This window comes from Kitasatospora sp. NPDC057904 (assembly GCF_042887925.1).
Lineage (GTDB): Bacteria > Actinomycetota > Actinomycetes > Streptomycetales > Streptomycetaceae > Kitasatospora.
Genome location: NZ_JBHVOL010000015.1, coordinates 171,049 through 185,479 on the forward strand (window position 1 = coordinate 171,049; position 14,431 = coordinate 185,479).

At 75.9% G+C, this 14,431-nt stretch carries 13 protein-coding genes; 6 read left to right on the plus strand and 7 right to left on the minus strand.

The annotated features are described in order from the left end of the window. Positions 1-21 precede the first annotated feature (21 nt). The 4 genes from ACFVSN_RS31790 to ACFVSN_RS31805 form a co-directional block, all read right to left on the minus strand. A complete protein-coding gene (locus ACFVSN_RS31790; protein WP_380438221.1) occupies positions 22-660 on the minus strand; it encodes a DUF6758 family protein in 639 nt (212 codons plus the stop codon). Positions 661-979: 319 nt separating this feature from the next. Continuing rightward, the gene (locus ACFVSN_RS31795) at positions 980-1,138 is read right to left on the minus strand and encodes a hypothetical protein (RefSeq protein ID WP_359963543.1); all 159 of its coding nucleotides are present in this window, start codon (positions 1,136-1,138) and stop codon (positions 980-982) included. Positions 1,139-1,481: 343 nt separating this feature from the next. Then, positions 1,482-2,393, minus strand: a complete 912-nt coding sequence (locus ACFVSN_RS31800) for an alpha/beta fold hydrolase (protein WP_387957061.1) — start codon at positions 2,391-2,393, stop codon at positions 1,482-1,484. A 156-nt stretch (positions 2,394-2,549) separates the two neighbouring features. Beyond that, positions 2,550-4,706 (minus strand): DEAD/DEAH box helicase, encoded by a 2,157-nt coding sequence (locus tag ACFVSN_RS31805; RefSeq protein WP_387957062.1) that lies wholly within the window; start codon positions 4,704-4,706, stop codon positions 2,550-2,552. A 709-nt stretch (positions 4,707-5,415) separates the two neighbouring features. Between ACFVSN_RS31805 and ACFVSN_RS31810 the strand changes: the two genes are divergently transcribed. Further along, on the plus strand, positions 5,416-6,141 hold the full coding sequence (locus ACFVSN_RS31810; RefSeq protein WP_380438227.1) for a ferritin-like fold-containing protein: 726 nt from the start codon (positions 5,416-5,418) through the stop codon (positions 6,139-6,141). Between the two features lie 19 nt (positions 6,142-6,160). Here the strand turns inward: ACFVSN_RS31810 and ACFVSN_RS31815 are convergent, their stop codons facing one another. From ACFVSN_RS31815 to ACFVSN_RS31825, 3 genes are all read right to left on the minus strand, one after another. After that, positions 6,161-6,487: a hypothetical protein gene (locus tag ACFVSN_RS31815; RefSeq protein WP_387957063.1), complete on the minus strand. Its 327-nt coding sequence runs from the start codon at positions 6,485-6,487 to the stop codon at positions 6,161-6,163. A 128-nt stretch (positions 6,488-6,615) separates the two neighbouring features. Continuing rightward, positions 6,616-6,843 carry a DUF3107 domain-containing protein gene (locus ACFVSN_RS31820; protein ID WP_359963217.1) on the minus strand — a complete coding sequence of 76 codons (228 nt, stop codon included), beginning with the start codon at positions 6,841-6,843 and terminating at the stop codon, positions 6,616-6,618. A gap of 164 nt (positions 6,844-7,007) precedes the next feature. After that, a complete protein-coding gene (locus ACFVSN_RS31825) occupies positions 7,008-7,649 on the minus strand; it encodes a TetR/AcrR family transcriptional regulator (protein WP_380438231.1) in 642 nt (213 codons plus the stop codon). A 234-nt stretch (positions 7,650-7,883) separates the two neighbouring features. Between ACFVSN_RS31825 and ACFVSN_RS31830 the strand changes: the two genes are divergently transcribed. The 5 genes from ACFVSN_RS31830 to moeZ all read left to right on the plus strand — a co-directional run bounded on the left by ACFVSN_RS31830 (position 7,884) and on the right by moeZ (position 14,376). Then, positions 7,884-8,801: an alpha/beta fold hydrolase gene (locus ACFVSN_RS31830; RefSeq protein ID WP_387957065.1), complete on the plus strand. Its 918-nt coding sequence runs from the start codon at positions 7,884-7,886 to the stop codon at positions 8,799-8,801. Between the two features lie 226 nt (positions 8,802-9,027). After that, positions 9,028-10,710, plus strand: a complete 1,683-nt coding sequence (locus tag ACFVSN_RS31835; RefSeq protein ID WP_387957066.1) for a DUF3492 domain-containing protein — start codon at positions 9,028-9,030, stop codon at positions 10,708-10,710. After that, entirely contained in the window at positions 10,710-11,813 is a 1,104-nt protein-coding gene (locus ACFVSN_RS31840) for a hypothetical protein (protein ID WP_387957067.1), read from the plus strand. Before ACFVSN_RS31835 ends, ACFVSN_RS31840 begins: the two co-directional genes overlap by 1 nt. 138 nt (positions 11,814-11,951) lie before the next feature. Next, on the plus strand, positions 11,952-12,953 hold the full coding sequence (locus ACFVSN_RS31845; protein ID WP_380503148.1) for an NAD-dependent epimerase/dehydratase family protein: 1,002 nt from the start codon (positions 11,952-11,954) through the stop codon (positions 12,951-12,953). Between the two features lie 244 nt (positions 12,954-13,197). After that, positions 13,198-14,376: an adenylyltransferase/sulfurtransferase MoeZ gene (gene moeZ, locus ACFVSN_RS31850; RefSeq protein WP_387957068.1), complete on the plus strand. Its 1,179-nt coding sequence runs from the start codon at positions 13,198-13,200 to the stop codon at positions 14,374-14,376. Positions 14,377-14,431: the final 55 nt, after the last annotated feature.

Genomic DNA, 14,431 nt, shown 5'->3' on the forward strand with positions numbered 1-14,431 from the left:
ATGCGGCCCAGGATAGGGCGCTCAGCCCAGGAGCCGGGGGGAGAGGGCCCCGCAGGGCAGGAGGTCCAGTTCGGCGCCCGCCTCGCGCAGGTCGGTGAGGACGAGCTCGTCGTACATCACCAGCGCGGACTGCTCGGGCCACGCGACGGCCCACAGCCAGAGCCCGCGGGCCTCGCCGACGAACACGGCGCGGTCGGCCGGGGCGTCCGGGACGTGGAACATCGGGGTGGGCCGCCCGGCGGCCATCAGCTTGGCGTCGGCGGGCTTGTAGAGGGCGACGGACTCGCCCGGGTCGGGACCGGGCATCCCGGCGTAGCGGGCGCCGAGGCCGACGCCCAGCTCCTCCGCCACCAGCACCAGCTCGCCGAAACCGCCGAGCGGGGCCGGCCCGGAACAGGCAACGGCGGTGGCGCGGGCGCCGGAGACGTCGTCGCCGACGTGCGCGATGCCGGTGTAGAGCCAGCCGACCGGCAGCGGCCAGGGCAGCCACACCGGGACCTGGGAACGGGCGACGGCCACGCCGAGCGCCTCCACGCTCGGGGGCAGCACCGGCTGCATCGGGTGCACGGCTCCGTGCTGGTCGCACTGCCAGGTGTCCGAAAACAGGCCGGGGGCGCGGACCCGACCGGCGCACCTCGGGCAGCTGGGCTCGCCCCTCATAGCCGACAACGCTCCTCCCTCCGGACCGCCGCGTCAAGGACGATCACCCGTACGGAGGGTTCGGCGGCACCTGTCGGTGGCGGGACGCCCGGCCCGGCGCGGGTGGGCGCGGGTGCGGGCGGCTCAGGTTGGGGGATGTCCAGCGGCGGGGGGCGGCAAACGTCGGGCCGGTGGGGCCGGGCGGGGCCCGGACGCACTGACGCCCCGTCATTGGCGATAGCGGTGACGGGGCGTCAGTCGGGTTTCGGCACGTCCGGATCGGACGCTCCGGGCTCGTCGGCGGCGGGCGGGGTCTCCCGGTCGGAGGCGCCGCGCGGGGTCAGACGGTCGGGCACGGACGGATGAGCAGGCGCTCGCCGGTGCGGGCGGCGGCCTGCACGACCTCGCGGACAGTCTCGGCGTCGGCGATCAGGCGGTCGGTCGCGGAGCCGTTGGCGTCGTCCAGCCGGACGATCTCGAAACGCATGGGCTTCGTCATGGGCGTCTCCTTTCCTCGCCCCGCGTCGCGGGGCGGTTGCGGCTGAGTCGGTATCAGCCCTTCCAGGGTCTTGCGGGCGGTCCGGCGATGGGGCCGGATCGCGCGGCTCGTACGTGTGGCGGTCTGCTGCGGCAAGGGCTCCCCCTGCTTGCCCGGTGCTGCTGGTGCCTCGTGGACCACGGTGTCGTGGCGGTGCTTCCGGGCCGTTGCCCGTCCGTTAAGTACTGGTTTCAGTGGATTGAAACCCGCGGAGGGCCGGCGATGATTCCCGGACAGAATCAAAGATTACCGTAACTAACGACTTTTGTCCTCTGTTGAACGCGGTCGAACTTCGAGAAGTGGTTCAGACCACGTCGGGCGAGGCCACGCCACCGGCCCAGAACGCGGCCAGCGCCTGCGCCGTCGCGGCCGGGCGCTCGGCGTTGGGGGAGTGGCCGGCGTCCTCGACGACCACGCGGCGGGCGCCGAGCCGCTCCGCCATGAGCGTCTGCGCCGGCACCGGCCAGGCGTGGTCCCGCACGCCGGAGAGCACCAGCACGGGCAGCCCGGCGGTGGCGGCGGCCAGCTCGTCGACCCGGTCGGGCCCGGCGACCAGGTGGCCGCCGGTGACGGCCAGCGCGCGCGGCACGTTGGCCAGCCAGCGGCGGTGCAGGAACGCGGCGACGTCGGCGGCCGGGCGCTCCTTCCGATCGCCGCCGCCCTCCTCCATCTGCCGCATGACCTGCCAGATCTCCTCCAGGCTCAGCACCGGCAGCGCGTCCAGCAGCAGCTTGGTGCGGGCCGCCTCGGCCGGGTCGATGGCGCCCGCGCCGGTGGACATCAGCGTCAGCGAGGCCCACGGCAGGGCCCCCTCGGCCGCCGCCGCGAGCACCGCCTCCCGCACCACCTGCCCGCCGAAGGAGTGCCCCACGACGTGCAGCGGCCGGCCGTCGCCGGCCTCCCCGGCGAGGGCACGGGTGAGCGCCCGGACGTCCTCCCCGAGGGCCCCGACGGCGTACGCGGCCGGATCGTCGGGCCCGCCGGTCTCGTGCTGCCCGCGCTGGTCGACGGCCGTCACCCGGTACCCGGCCGCCGCGAGCGGCTCCAGCAGCGCGATGAAGTCCTCCTTGCTGCCGGTGAACCCGGGCACCAGGAGCGCCGACCCGCGCACCTCGCCGGCCGGCTCGGCCCGCAGCGCCGCGAACCCGCCCCGCTCGGTCGCGACCCGCACGGCGCGGGCACAACGGGGAAGGGTGAGGAACGGCGGCGTGCTCATGGGCCTGCTCTCCTGCGTGCGTCGTACGACTACCCGGGCGAAGCCCGAGCCTAGGGCGTGTCTCCACGTCCTGGGGCCCGTCTCCACGCCCCGGGAACGCCGGAGGGGGTGGGCAGGCCCGTTGTCGGCCCGCCCACCCCCTCCGGGGTGGGTGCGTCAGCTCTCCGGGGTCGCCTCGGCGGCCTTGCGGGCGCGCGTCCGGCGGCGCGGGGCCGGGACCTCGGCGGTCTCGGCGGCCGCAGCCTCGGTCTCGGCCGCGACGGCCTCGGCCTTGGGCTTGCGGGTCCGGGTGCGCGTGGCGGGCTTCTCCTCGGCCGGGGCCTCGGTGACGGCGGCGTCGGCCGCGGTCTCGGCCTTCGGCTTGCGGGTGCGCGTCCGGGTGGCGGGCTTCTTCTCCTCGGCCGGGGCCTCGGTGACGACAGCGTCGGCCACGACCTCGGCCACGACGGCCTCGGCCTTGGGCTTGCGGGTCCGGGTGCGCGCGGCGGGCTTCTCCTCGGCCGGGGCCTCGGTGACGGCGGCGTCGGCCACGGTCTCGGCCTTCGGCTTGCGGGTGCGCGTCCGGGTGGCGGGCTTCTTCTCCTCGGCCGGAGCCTCGGTGACGACGGCCTCCGCCACGACCTCGGCCACGACGGCCTCGGCGGCCTCGACCACGGCCTCCGCCTTGGGCTTCCGCGTCCGGGTCCGGGTGCGCGCGGCCGGCTTCTCCTCAGCCGGAGCCTCGGTGGCCGCCACGGCCTCGGCGACGACGGCCTCGGCGGCCTCGACCACCGCGGCCTCGGCCACGGCAGCCTCGGCGCCCGACGCACCACCGCGCGAGCGGCGGCGACGACGGCGCGGCGCGGCCTCGCCCTCGGCGCCCTCGACGGCCGGGGCCGTCGCGGCGGACGCGGTCACCGCGGCAGCGGCCTCGCCCTCGGCGCCGACCTCGGAGCCCCGGCGGGTGCGCCGGCGCTCGCGGGTCCGCTTCGGCTTCTCCTCGGCCGCCTCGACGGCCGGGCCGCCCGGACGGCCGGAGCGACCGGAGCCGCCCGAGCCGCCGGAGCCGTTCGAGCCGCCGGAGCCGTTCGAGCCGGCGGACCCGCCGCGGCCACCCCGGCCGGAGCGCGCCCCGCGCCCGCCGGTCTCGCCGAGGTCCTCGACCTCCTCCGCGCCCAGGCCGGCGCGGGTGCGCTCCGAGCGGGGCAGGATGCCCTTGGTGCCCGGCGCGATCTTCAGCAGCTCGTAGAGGTGCGGCGAGGTGGAGTAGGTCTCCTCCGGCTCGTTGAACGGCAGGTCCAGCGCCTTGTTGATCAGCTGCCAGCGCGGGATGTCGTCCCAGTCGACCAGGGTGACGGCGGTGCCGGAGGCGCCGGCCCGGCCGGTGCGGCCGATCCGGTGCAGGTAGGTCTTCTCGTCCTCGGGGCACTGGTAGTTGATGACGTGCGTGACGCCCTCGACGTCGATGCCGCGGGCGGCGACGTCGGTGCACACCAGCACGTCGACCTTGCCGTTGCGGAAGGCCCGCAGGGCCTGCTCGCGGGCGCCCTGGCCGAGGTCGCCGTGGACCGCGCCGGCCGCGAAGCCGCGCTGGGTCAGCTGGTCGGACACGTCGGCGGCGGTGCGCTTGGTGCGGCAGAAGATCATCGCGAGCCCGCGGCCGTCGGCCTGCAGGATGCGCGAGACCATCTCGACCTTGTCCAGCGAGTGCGCACGGAAGATGTGCTGCTCGATGTTGGCGACGGTCGCGCCGGTGTCGTCCGGCGCGGCGGCCCGGATGTGCGTCGGCTGGCTCATGTACCGGCGGGCGAGGTTGATGACCTGGCCCGGCATGGTGGCCGAGAACAGCAGGGTCTGCCGCTTGGCCGGCAGCATGGTGATGATCTTCTCGACGTCGGGCAGGAAGCCCAGGTCGAGCATCTCGTCGGCCTCGTCCAGGACCAGCGCGCGGACCCTGGACAGGTTGAGCTTCTTCTGGCCGGCCAGGTCGAGCAGGCGCCCCGGGGTGCCGACGACGATGTCGACGCCCTTGGTGAGCGCCTCCACCTGCGGCTCGTACGCCCGGCCGCCGTAGACGGCGAGGACGCGCACGTTGCGGACCTTGCCGGCGGTCTGCAGGTCGTTGGTGACCTGGGTGCACAGCTCGCGGGTCGGGACGACGATCAGCGCCTGCGGGAAGTCGGTGAGCTGTTCCTCGGTGGCGCGGCCGGCGTCCACGTCGGCGCGCACGACGGCCCGCTCGATCAGCGGGAGGCCGAAGCCGAGGGTCTTGCCGGTGCCGGTCTTGGCCTGGCCGATGACGTCGTGGCCGGTCAGCGCGACCGGCAGGGTCATCTCCTGGATGGGGAACGGGTGGACGATGCCGACGGCCTCCAGGGCCTCGGCGGTCTCCGGGAGGATTCCCAGCTCTCGGAACGTCGTCTTGATGGGTTCAGCGGTGGTGGACAGGGTGCTGCCTCTTCCGTGTGGGAGGGGCCGAGAGCGAGCGGCGGGCGGGCGGGCGCGCGGCTGCGTACGGACCTGGACGGTCCTGAAACAGCTGCGCGGACGCACAACCGCGCCGGTCCCTGCGGCCGGCCGGTGCGCGCGGCCCGATGGCGGGGCGCGTCGCCGGCGGCGTCGGGGAGGATTCCCGTGAGGGACCTGCGCGGGACCTCCGCCGGGTGGGCGCGGTCTCGGCGGCCCTCGCTCGGCCACTGATGCGGTGCCAAGGCTTGAAGTCCAAGCCATGGTCGGAGCCGATCGGCTCTCCGACCGGGCATCCGCGTACGTGAGTACCCGTGCCTCCGATGCGGACACGTCCGAGGGGACGGTGCCGCTGGGGAGCGGGCTTGCGCGGGACACCGAGACGGCGGTGACACCGTGCGAGCACGACGGGGCTCCGTACCACCATACAGTCAGGCGACGACTCGAACACGTGACGCGTCTGACATTGCCCCCGGCGACCGGCGCGTGACCGGGCGTTCCGGGTGGTCACCCGGCACGCCCGGGGGCGGCCGGTCCGTGTGGGGGAGCCGGGCGGGCGGGACTAAGGTGGCGGGTCATGGAGACCCATGGTGAGACGCAGGACGAGGCCGGCTCGATCGGCGACTGGGCGAGCTGCTCGGCCGACCCGGGCTACCGCGCGGCGGTGCTGGACCTGCTCGGCGCCCTCGCGTACGGCGAGCTGAGCGCCTTCGAGCGGCTCGCCGAGGACGCCAAGCTGGCGCCCGACCTCGCCGACAAGGCGGCCCTGGCCCGGATGGCCTCCTCCGAGTTCCAGCACTACCAGCGCCTGCACGACCGGCTCGCCGAGATCGGCGCGGACCCGCAGGAGGCCATGCGCCCCTTCGTCGAGCCGCTGGAGCTGTTCCACCGCATGACGGCGCCCTCGGACTGGCTGGAGGGCCTGGTCAAGGCCTACGTCGGCGACGCCATCGCGACGGACTTCTACCGCGAGGTGGCCGTCCGCCTCGACGACGACACCCGGGACCTCGTCCTCGGCGTCATGTCCGACACCGGCCACGCCCAGTTCGCCGTCGACAAGGTGCGCCAGGCGATCGAGGCCGACCCGCGGGCCGGCGGCCGGCTCGCCCTGTGGGGCCGACGGCTGATGGGCGAGGCGCTCAGCCAGGCCCAGCGGGTGGTCGCCGAGCGTGACGCGCTGTCCAACCTGCTGGTCGGCGGCGTGCAGGTGCAGGGCTTCGACCTGGTCGAGGTCGGCAAGATGTTCAACCGGATCACCGAGGCGCACACCAGGCGGATGGCCGCCCTCGGCCTGGCCTCCTAGGGCCTCCCGCCGACGCGCCCTACGCCGGCCGGTGCCGCCGCGGCGCGCGGTGGGCGCCCCCGCGGTGCGGGTGGTGCCGGTGCGCCGGGGCCCGGCCGGCGGCCACGTCGGGCCGGGCCAGCATCGAGGTGAGCACCACCGAGGTGACCGCCGCCGCGAAGGCCGCTCCGGCCGGGTAGCGCCCGGCGAGGCCGAAGGCCGCGACCGCCCCGCCGACCAGCGCCGCCGCCACCGCGGTGCCGAGCACCAGGGCGCGGGCCGCCGGGAAGTACGCCGGCAGCGCCAGGAGCGCGGCCAGGCCCACGACCAGGCCGACGAGGGCGAAGACGATCGACTCGACCAGCAAGGCTGCCTCCCCGGGGGACGGGCGCGCGGCACTCGAACGGCCGCACCTGCGCCCTACCCCGGTCCGACCGGCCGTACACGCAACGGTGCCCCGCTCCCTCGGGGGGAACGGGGCACCGGGCGGGCGACTCAGAGAGTGCCGAAACCGACCTTGCGGACGGCCTGCTCGCCGATCTCCACGTACGCCAGGCGCTCGGCCGGGACGATGACGCGGCGGCCGTGCTCGTCGGTCAGCGAGAAGAGCTTCGAGCTGCCCTCCAGCGCCTTGGCGACCGCGCTCTCGACCTCATCGGCAGTCTGCGTGCTCTCGATCACGATCTCGCGCGGCGCGTTCTGCACGCCGATCTTGACCTCCACGGCTTCCGTCCCTCCGGGGTTGCAGCCATCCACGCGCGGGCACCGGAGCGCCTGGGACAAGCGTTCGCGACGACCGCGCCGTACGGCTTCACCATAGAGCACGCGATCACCGCGGAGGCGAAGGTCAGCAGATCACCGGAGCCCACCGCGGCCGCGGGCCGGCCCTAGGCCGACTCGCCGGCCGGGTGCATCGGGAAGCCCTTCAGACCGCGCCAGGCGAGGCTGGCGACCAGCCGGACCGCCTCGTCGCGCGGGATCTCCAGGCCCTGCGACAGCCAGTAGCGGGCGGTGATCTGGGCGAGGCCGCAGACCCCGGCGGCGAGCAGCTTGGACTCCGCCTCGGGCAGGTCGGTGTCCTCCTGGATCACCTGGCTGACCAGCGTCGCGCTGGCCTCCGAGGCCCGCTCGACCCGCTCGCGCACGGCCGGCTCGTTGGTCAGGTCCGACTCGAAGACCAGCCGGAAGGCGCCCGACTCGCTGGAGACGTAGTTGAAGTACGCCTCCATCGTCGCGGCCACCCGCAGCTTGTTGTCGATCGTGGTGGACAGCGCCTCGCGGGTCGACTCCACGAGGGCGTCGCAGTGCTTGTCCAGCAGCGCCAGGTAGAGCTCCAGCTTCCCGGGGAAGTGCTGGTAGAGCACCGGCTTGCTGACCCCGGCGCGGTCGGCGATGTCGTCCATGGCGGCCGCGTGGTAGCCCTGCGCGACGAACACCTCCTGGGCGGCACCGAGCAGTTGTTCACGGCGGGCGCTTCGCGGCAGGCGGGCACCGCGCGGGCGCTCCTGCGCCTCCTGGATGGCCGTCACGGCGCTCCTCACTTCGGGGTTCGTACGGGGCTGCGAGGTGACCGATTCTACTTTTCGGTAACCGCGTCCGCGTTCGGCGGACGTGAGAAAAGCCCCCGGCCTCCTTGTCAGGAGCCCACAATACGGCGCTGACCTCGGCATCGGCAGTGGTGTGACGGGGGTGGAACGGCCCGGCCACGCAGGGTGCCCGCCCGGCGGCGGCCGCCCGGCCGGCGCTCACTACCATCGTCCACCATGAGCGGCGCTGAGCAGCAGATACGGTCGGTCGAGGTCCCCGGTGCGGTGCTCGCGGTGCACCGGCCGGCCGGTGCGGGCGGGCCCGGCGGGCGAGGGGCGGACGGGCGGGAGCCGGGGCTGTTCGTGCACGGGCTCGGCGGCTCGGCCGGCAACTGGACGGCCCTCATGGGCCTGCTCGCCGACCGGATCGACGGCGAGGCCGTGGACCTGCCCGGCTTCGGCGCCTCCGCGCCGCCCGCGGACGGCGACCTGAGCGTCAACGGCCACGTCCGGGCCGTCATCGGCTACCTGGAGGCCGCCGGCCGCGGGCCCGTCCACCTCTTCGGCAACTCGCTGGGCGGCGCCGTCGCCGTCCGGCTCGCGGCCCTGCGCCCCGACCTCGTCCGCACCCTCACCCTGGTCTCGCCCGCGCTGCCCGAGCTGCCGCCGCAGCGCACCGCCTGGCCGACCGGCCTGCTCGCGGTGCCCGGTCTGCCCGGTCTGCTGGGCCGGCTCCCGGCGGGCGCGCGCGGCCCCGAGGAGGCCGCCGACGGCATCCTGCGGCTGGTCTACGGCGACCCGGACGGGCTGCCCGCGGCCACCCGGGCCGAGGTGGTGGCCGAGTACCGGCGCCGGCTCGCGGTGCCGCACGCGGCGCGGGCCCTGGTCGGCTCGGTGCGCGGGATCGTCTCCGCCTACACCGAGCGCGGCGAGCAGGCGCTGTGGCGGCAGGCCGGGCAGGTGCGCGTACCGGTACTGCTCGTGTACGGGCTGCGCGACAAGCTCGTCTCCTACCGCTCGGCCCGGCGGGCCTGCGCGGCCTTCGCGGACGCCCGGCTGCTGGTGCTCCCGGAGTCCGGGCACGTGGCGATGATGGAGCACCCCGGGCAGGTGGCGCGCGAGGTGCGGGAGCTGCTGACCGCCCGCGCCCGGTAGCGGCGGCGCTAACGGCCCCGTTCGCGGCGAGGTCACGCCGGTTCACTCGTTCAGGTGGCAACCAGGCATGTGACCGATGGATGGCCGCGGGCCGGTCCTACCTTTCTGCTGCCGGACCGAACAGGTGTGGGGGGAGAGCCACACACGCCGCGCCACACGGCGGGCAGCAGGCGGTCGGCCACCAGCTTCCGCAGCCCCCGGGAGGGGCAGCAAGAGGAGGTCTTCCGTGCGCGTCGCGCTGCTCACCGAGGGTGCCCGTCCGTACCCGGGCCGTGGCACCGGACCCTGGTGCGACCGGCTGGCCGAGGGCCTGCCGGAGCACGGGTTCGAGCTCTACCTGCTCACCGGCCCGGATGCCCTCGGCGTCGGGGACCGGATCTCGCCCGCCTGGCGCGGGGTCCACGAACTGGCGCTGTGGGGGCGCAGGCCGGCCGGGCGGGCCCCCGGCGCACTCCGCAGACGCCAGTACGCGCGGGCGTACGAGGAACTGGTGCGCGCCCTGGTCCTGCCGGGCGAGCGCGACGGGTTCGGGGCCGGGCTGTACCGGCTGGCCGCGCTCGCCCGGGAGGACGCCGGCCTGTCCGCGTTCCTGGCCTCCGCGCACGCCCGCCGCGCCCTGGAGCGGGTCTGGCGGCTGCCCGGCGCGGACACCTCGGCCGGGCAGCCGCTGGTGTGCGACGTCCTGGTCGCCGCCGACCTCCTGGAGCAGTGCCTGCGCCCGCTGTCCGCGCCCTGGTACGGCACCGGGCCCGGCGGCCTCGGCGGCGCCGACCTGTGCCACGTCGTGGGCGGCGGCCCGGCCGCGCTGCCCGCCCTGGTGGCCCGGCACCTGCACGGCGTCCCGTTCGTCGTCACCGAGCACGGGCTGCACCTGCGCGAGCAGTACCTCGGCTACCGCGAGGCGCCCTACCGGTGGCCCGTCCGGGCCCTGCTGCTGGCCTTCTTCCGGGCGCTCACCGAGGAGACGTACCGGCAGGCCGCGATACTGACCCCGGGCAGCGCGCACGACCAGCAGTGGCAGCGCCGCTGCGGGGCTGACCCGGCGCGCACCCGGGTGGTGTACGAGGGCACGCCCGCGGTGTCCCGGCCCGCCGCCGGACCGGAACCGGCCGCGCCGACCCTGACCTGGGCGGGCGCCCTGGAACCCGGCCGCGACACCGAGCTGATGCTGCACGCCTTCGCCCGGGTGCGGGCCGAACTCCCCGACGCCCGGCTCGTCGTCCACGGCGAGGAGGCGCGGCCCGGCTACCTCGCGCACTGCGCGGCGCTGGCCGACCGGCTCGGGATTGCGGCGGGGGTGGACTTCGCCGGGCGGCCCGACTCGCTCGCCGCGGCCTGGGAGAGCGGCACGGTGGCGGTGTTCTCCGCGCTGGCCCAGCGCCGGCCGCGGCTGCTCGCGGACGCGATGCTGAGCGGGCGGGCGGTCGTGTCGACCGACGTCGGGGTGGCCCGCGAGGTGGTCGGACCGACCGGGCTCCTGGTGCCCCCGCGCGACCCGAGCGCCCTGGCCGGCGCCTGCCTGGCGCTGCTGCGCGACGAGGAGCGGCGCTCGCGGCTCGGGCTCGCCGGACGGCTCAGGGCGCAGGAACGCTTCGCCGTCGAACCGGTGATCGGCGCCTTCCGGGAGATCTACCTGGAGCTCGTCTCGCAGTTCCCGGCCTTCCCCGACGGCGGGGGCGGCGGCACGCCCGGCGAGGCGCCCCGCCCGTTCGCCCGGCCCGCCGAGTTCTGGCTGCGCGGCGGCGCCGACGGGGTCGGCCGCGGCGCCCCCGACGACGCGGCCGAGGACGGCGGCGACGGAGCGCGGGAGCGCGGGGGCCGGCTGCGGACCCCCGGCCGTCCGGCGGCCCTCCGGGCGGACGGCGGGAGCCTGGAGACGGACCCCGGCGCCCTCGCGGAGGCGGTCTGATGTCCGCGGGCGGCGCGGAGGCGGGGGGCGGTGCCGGCCGCCCCTCGGGCGATCCGGTGCGCGAGGTGATGGCCGAGCACCGGGCGCTGTGCGAGCGGGCCGTCGACCCGCTGGAGATCGCCGCCGGGCTGGAGGAGGCGGGCCTCGGGGCCGAGGCGGCGGCCCGCTGCCGGCACGCCGACCTGTTCGCGCTGGCCGACGAGCTGTACGCGCGCGTGCCGCGCCGCCCGTACGTGCCGCCGCAGCCCCCCGGCCGGGAGTGCGGCGCCGCCGCCAGGGCCACGCTCGTCGCCGTCGCCCTGGCCGCCCCGCCGTGCGCGGCGGTGGCCTGGTTCGGGGCGCGCTGGCCGGTGCTGCTGACCGCCGCCGTCCCGCTCGTGCTCGTCCCCGCCCTCACCGCGGACCGGCCGGCCCGCCCGCCCCGGCCACCGTTCGCCGGCCCCGCCGCCCCCGACGGCCTCGGCCCCGAGGCCGCCCCGCCCGGCACCGGCACCCGCTGGCGCCCCGCCGCCCTCGCCTACGGCCTCGGCCTGGCCGCCCTCCTGCTGCTCCCGCCCGCGCTGCCCGGCGGGGACCGCCCGCTGACCATCGCCCTGGCGCTGGCGGCCGCCGCGTCGGCCGGGTCGGCCGAGCGGGCGGCCCGGTGGTACCGGCAGGTCGGCCGGGGCCACCTGGGCGCGGCGGGCACGCTGGCCGAGTTCCGGGCCCGGATGCGGCCGGTGCTGCCGGTCGCGGTGGCCCTGCACCTCGCCGTCCTCGCGGTGCTGACCTTCGCCGCGCTCGCCGTGCTGACCGTCGTCGCGCCGCGCCCGGGGCCGTCCCACGGGGGCGGGCTGCTGCACGTGGCCGCCGAGCGCTCCGGCGCCCTCCCGTGGGCGGCGCAGGGCGTGCTGGGCCTGCTGCTGGTGCTGCCCGCGCTGCTGGCGCGCTGCGGCCGGTGGACCGCGGCCGCGCTGGGCGCGCTCGCGGGCCCGGCCGCCACCCTGGCGGTGCTCGGGCTCGGCCGCTCCGGCCCGTCGGCCGCTCTGCTCGGCGGCGGCGTCGCGGCGGTGCTGCTCGGGTACGCCTGGGCGGTGCTCGGCCGCGCCGAGGCGCACCGCTGACCCGTACCGCGCGCCCGTCCGTCCGTCCGCCCGCACGCCCCGATCCCCTGGACCCCGGCCGTCGAACCGGCCCCCGTACATGCCCGATTTCAGCCCGCCAGGTCGACCCCGACCTCGCTTCGTGGAAGGACACCCCCGATGAGGGTGCTGCTGCTGGGTGCCGACGGCTTCATCGGCCGCCGCGTCACCGACCGTCTGCTGCTGGACCAGGAGTTGCAGGTGACGGTCCTCGGCCGGCGCGACTCGGCCGACATCCGCTTCGACCTGACCACCGGCAGCCCGGGCGCGCTGGCGCGCTTCCTGGACGCCGTCGCCCCCCAGGTGGTGATCAACTGCGCGGGCGCCACCTACGGCAGCTCGCGCACCCTGATCCGGGCGAACACGCTGGCGGTCGCCACCGTCTGCGAGGCGATCCGGCGCAGCCGGGAGCCGGCCCGGCTGGTGCACGTCGGCTCGGCGGCCGAGTACGGACCGGTGCCCGGCGGGGTGCCGGTGTCGGAGCAGGCCGAGCCGCGGCCGGTCGGCCCGTACGGGGTGTCCAAGCTGGCCGGGACGGAGCTGGTGCTGGCCTCCGGCCTGGACGCGACGGTGCTGCGGGTGTTCGACGTGGTGGGCCCGGGGGCGCCGACCGCCTCGCTGTTCGGACGGCTCGCGGAGGGGCTGCGCCGGGCGCTGGAGCGGGACGAGTCGCAGGTGCGGATGCCGGACCTGTCCGGATACCGGGATTTCGTGGACGTGCGGGACGTCGCGCGGGCGATCCAGTCGGCGGCGGTGTCGGCCGCGACCGGGGTGATCAACATCGGCAGCGGGCACGCCGTCCGGGCCCGGGACGCGGCGCAGCTGCTGGTGCGGGCGGCGGGCTTCGAGGGGTCCGTCGTGGAGGAGAACCGGCAGGTCCTGCTGCCCGCGCAGGCCGTCGCGGCGGGCGGGGACCACCCGCCCGGGCACGCGCCGGGGCCGTACCTGCCGGGGCACCGCCCGGAGGGGCCGCGGGCCGAGGGCCGGCCGGCCCCGGGGGAGCCGGTGCCGTGGCGGCAGGCGGACGTGCGCACCGCCAGGGACCGTCTCGGATGGCGGACGCAGGTGCCGCTGGAGGAGTCGCTCGGGGACGTCTGGCTGGAGACGGCCTGCCGGGTCTGAGCGGTCCGGGCGGCGGCCCGGCGGGCGCGTCCGGCCCGTTGGGAGGGGCCGGGGCGCCGTCCGGGGGGCCCGGGGCGGCGGGTCCACGATCCGACGCCGCCCGTCTCGCCCATCGGACGGGCTGTCTCGGAATACCGGAGGGGCGTGACACTGTTGGCGTAGCAGAGCCACCCGAGTGGCGGAGCAACATGCCCACAGACAGGCTGGCCCCGGCCACCTGAAACCGACGACCATCGGAGTTTCCGTGTCGCTGCCACCCCTGGTCGAGCCGGCCGACGAGCTCACCGTTGACGAGGTCCGCAGGTACTCGCGCCACCTGATCATCCCCGACGTGGGCATGGCCGGGCAGAAGCGGCTGAAGAACGCCAGGGTGCTCTGCGTCGGCGCCGGCGGCCTCGGCTCGCCCGCGCTCATGTACCTCGCCGCGGCCGGTGTGGGCACGCTCGGCATCGTCGAGTTCGACGTGGTGGACGAGTCGAACCTGCAGCGCCAGATCATCCACGGCCAGTCCGACATCGGCCGCTCCAAGGGGGAGTCGGCGCGGGACTCGGTCAAGGAGATCAACCCCTACGTCGACGTGATCCTCCACGAGGAGCGCCTCGACAACTCCAACGTCATGGAGATCTTCTCCGGCTACGACCTGATCGTGGACGGCACCGACAACTTCGCCACCCGCTACCTGGTGAACGACGCCGCGGTGCTGCTCGGCAAGCCGTACGTGTGGGGCTCGATCTACCGCTTCGACGGCCAGGCCAGCGTCTTCTGGGCCGAGCACGGCCCCTGCTACCGCTGCCTGTACCCGGAGGCCCCGCCGCCGGGCATGGTCCCCTCCTGCGCCGAGGGCGGCGTGCTGGGCGTGCTGTGCGCGTCGATCGGCTCGATCCAGGTGACCGAGGCCATCAAGCTGCTGGCCGGCGTGGGCGACCCGCTGGTCGGCCGGCTGATGATCTACGACGCCCTGGAGATGAACTACCGCCAGGTGAAGGTCCGCAAGGACCCGAACTGCGCGCTCTGCGGCGACAACCCGACGGTCACCGAGCTGATCGACTACGAGGCCTTCTGCGGCGTCGTGTCGGAGGAGGCGCAGGCCGCCGCCGCCGGTTCGACGATCACCTCGAAGCAGCTGAAGGAGTGGCAGGACGAGAAGGAGGACATCTTCCTGATCGACGTCCGCGAGCCCGGCGAGTACGAGATCGTCAGCATCCCCGGCGCGGTGCTGATCCCGAAGAACGAGTTCTTCATGGGCGACGCCCTGGAGAAGCTGCCGCAGGACAAGAAGATCGTGCTGCACTGCAAGTCGGGCGTGCGCTCGGCCGAGGTGCTGGCCGTGGTCAAGGCCGCGGGCTTCTCGAACGCCGTGCACCTCGGCGGCGGCGTGCTCGGCTGGGTGAACCAGATCGAGCCGCACAAGCCGGTCTACTAGGCCCGGCGCGCGCGTACGGAGGAGGGCCCCACCGCTCGGCGGTGGGGCCCTCCTC

Coding starts and splice junctions, on each gene's coding strand:
- ACFVSN_RS31790 (WP_380438221.1), bottom strand. CDS start 660: ATGAGGGGCGAGCCCAGCTGCCCGAGGTGCGCCGGTCGGGTCCGCGCC.
- ACFVSN_RS31795 (WP_359963543.1), bottom strand. CDS start 1,138: ATGACGAAGCCCATGCGTTTCGAGATCGTCCGGCTGGACGACGCCAAC.
- ACFVSN_RS31800 (WP_387957061.1), bottom strand. CDS start 2,393: ATGAGCACGCCGCCGTTCCTCACCCTTCCCCGTTGTGCCCGCGCCGTG.
- ACFVSN_RS31805 (WP_387957062.1), bottom strand. CDS start 4,706: ATGACCCTGCCGGTCGCGCTGACCGGCCACGACGTCATCGGCCAGGCC.
- ACFVSN_RS31810 (WP_380438227.1), top strand. CDS start 5,416: ATGGAGACCCATGGTGAGACGCAGGACGAGGCCGGCTCGATCGGCGAC.
- ACFVSN_RS31830 (WP_387957065.1), top strand. CDS start 7,884: ATGAGCGGCGCTGAGCAGCAGATACGGTCGGTCGAGGTCCCCGGTGCG.
- ACFVSN_RS31840 (WP_387957067.1), top strand. CDS start 10,710: ATGTCCGCGGGCGGCGCGGAGGCGGGGGGCGGTGCCGGCCGCCCCTCG.
- ACFVSN_RS31845 (WP_380503148.1), top strand. CDS start 11,952: ATGAGGGTGCTGCTGCTGGGTGCCGACGGCTTCATCGGCCGCCGCGTC.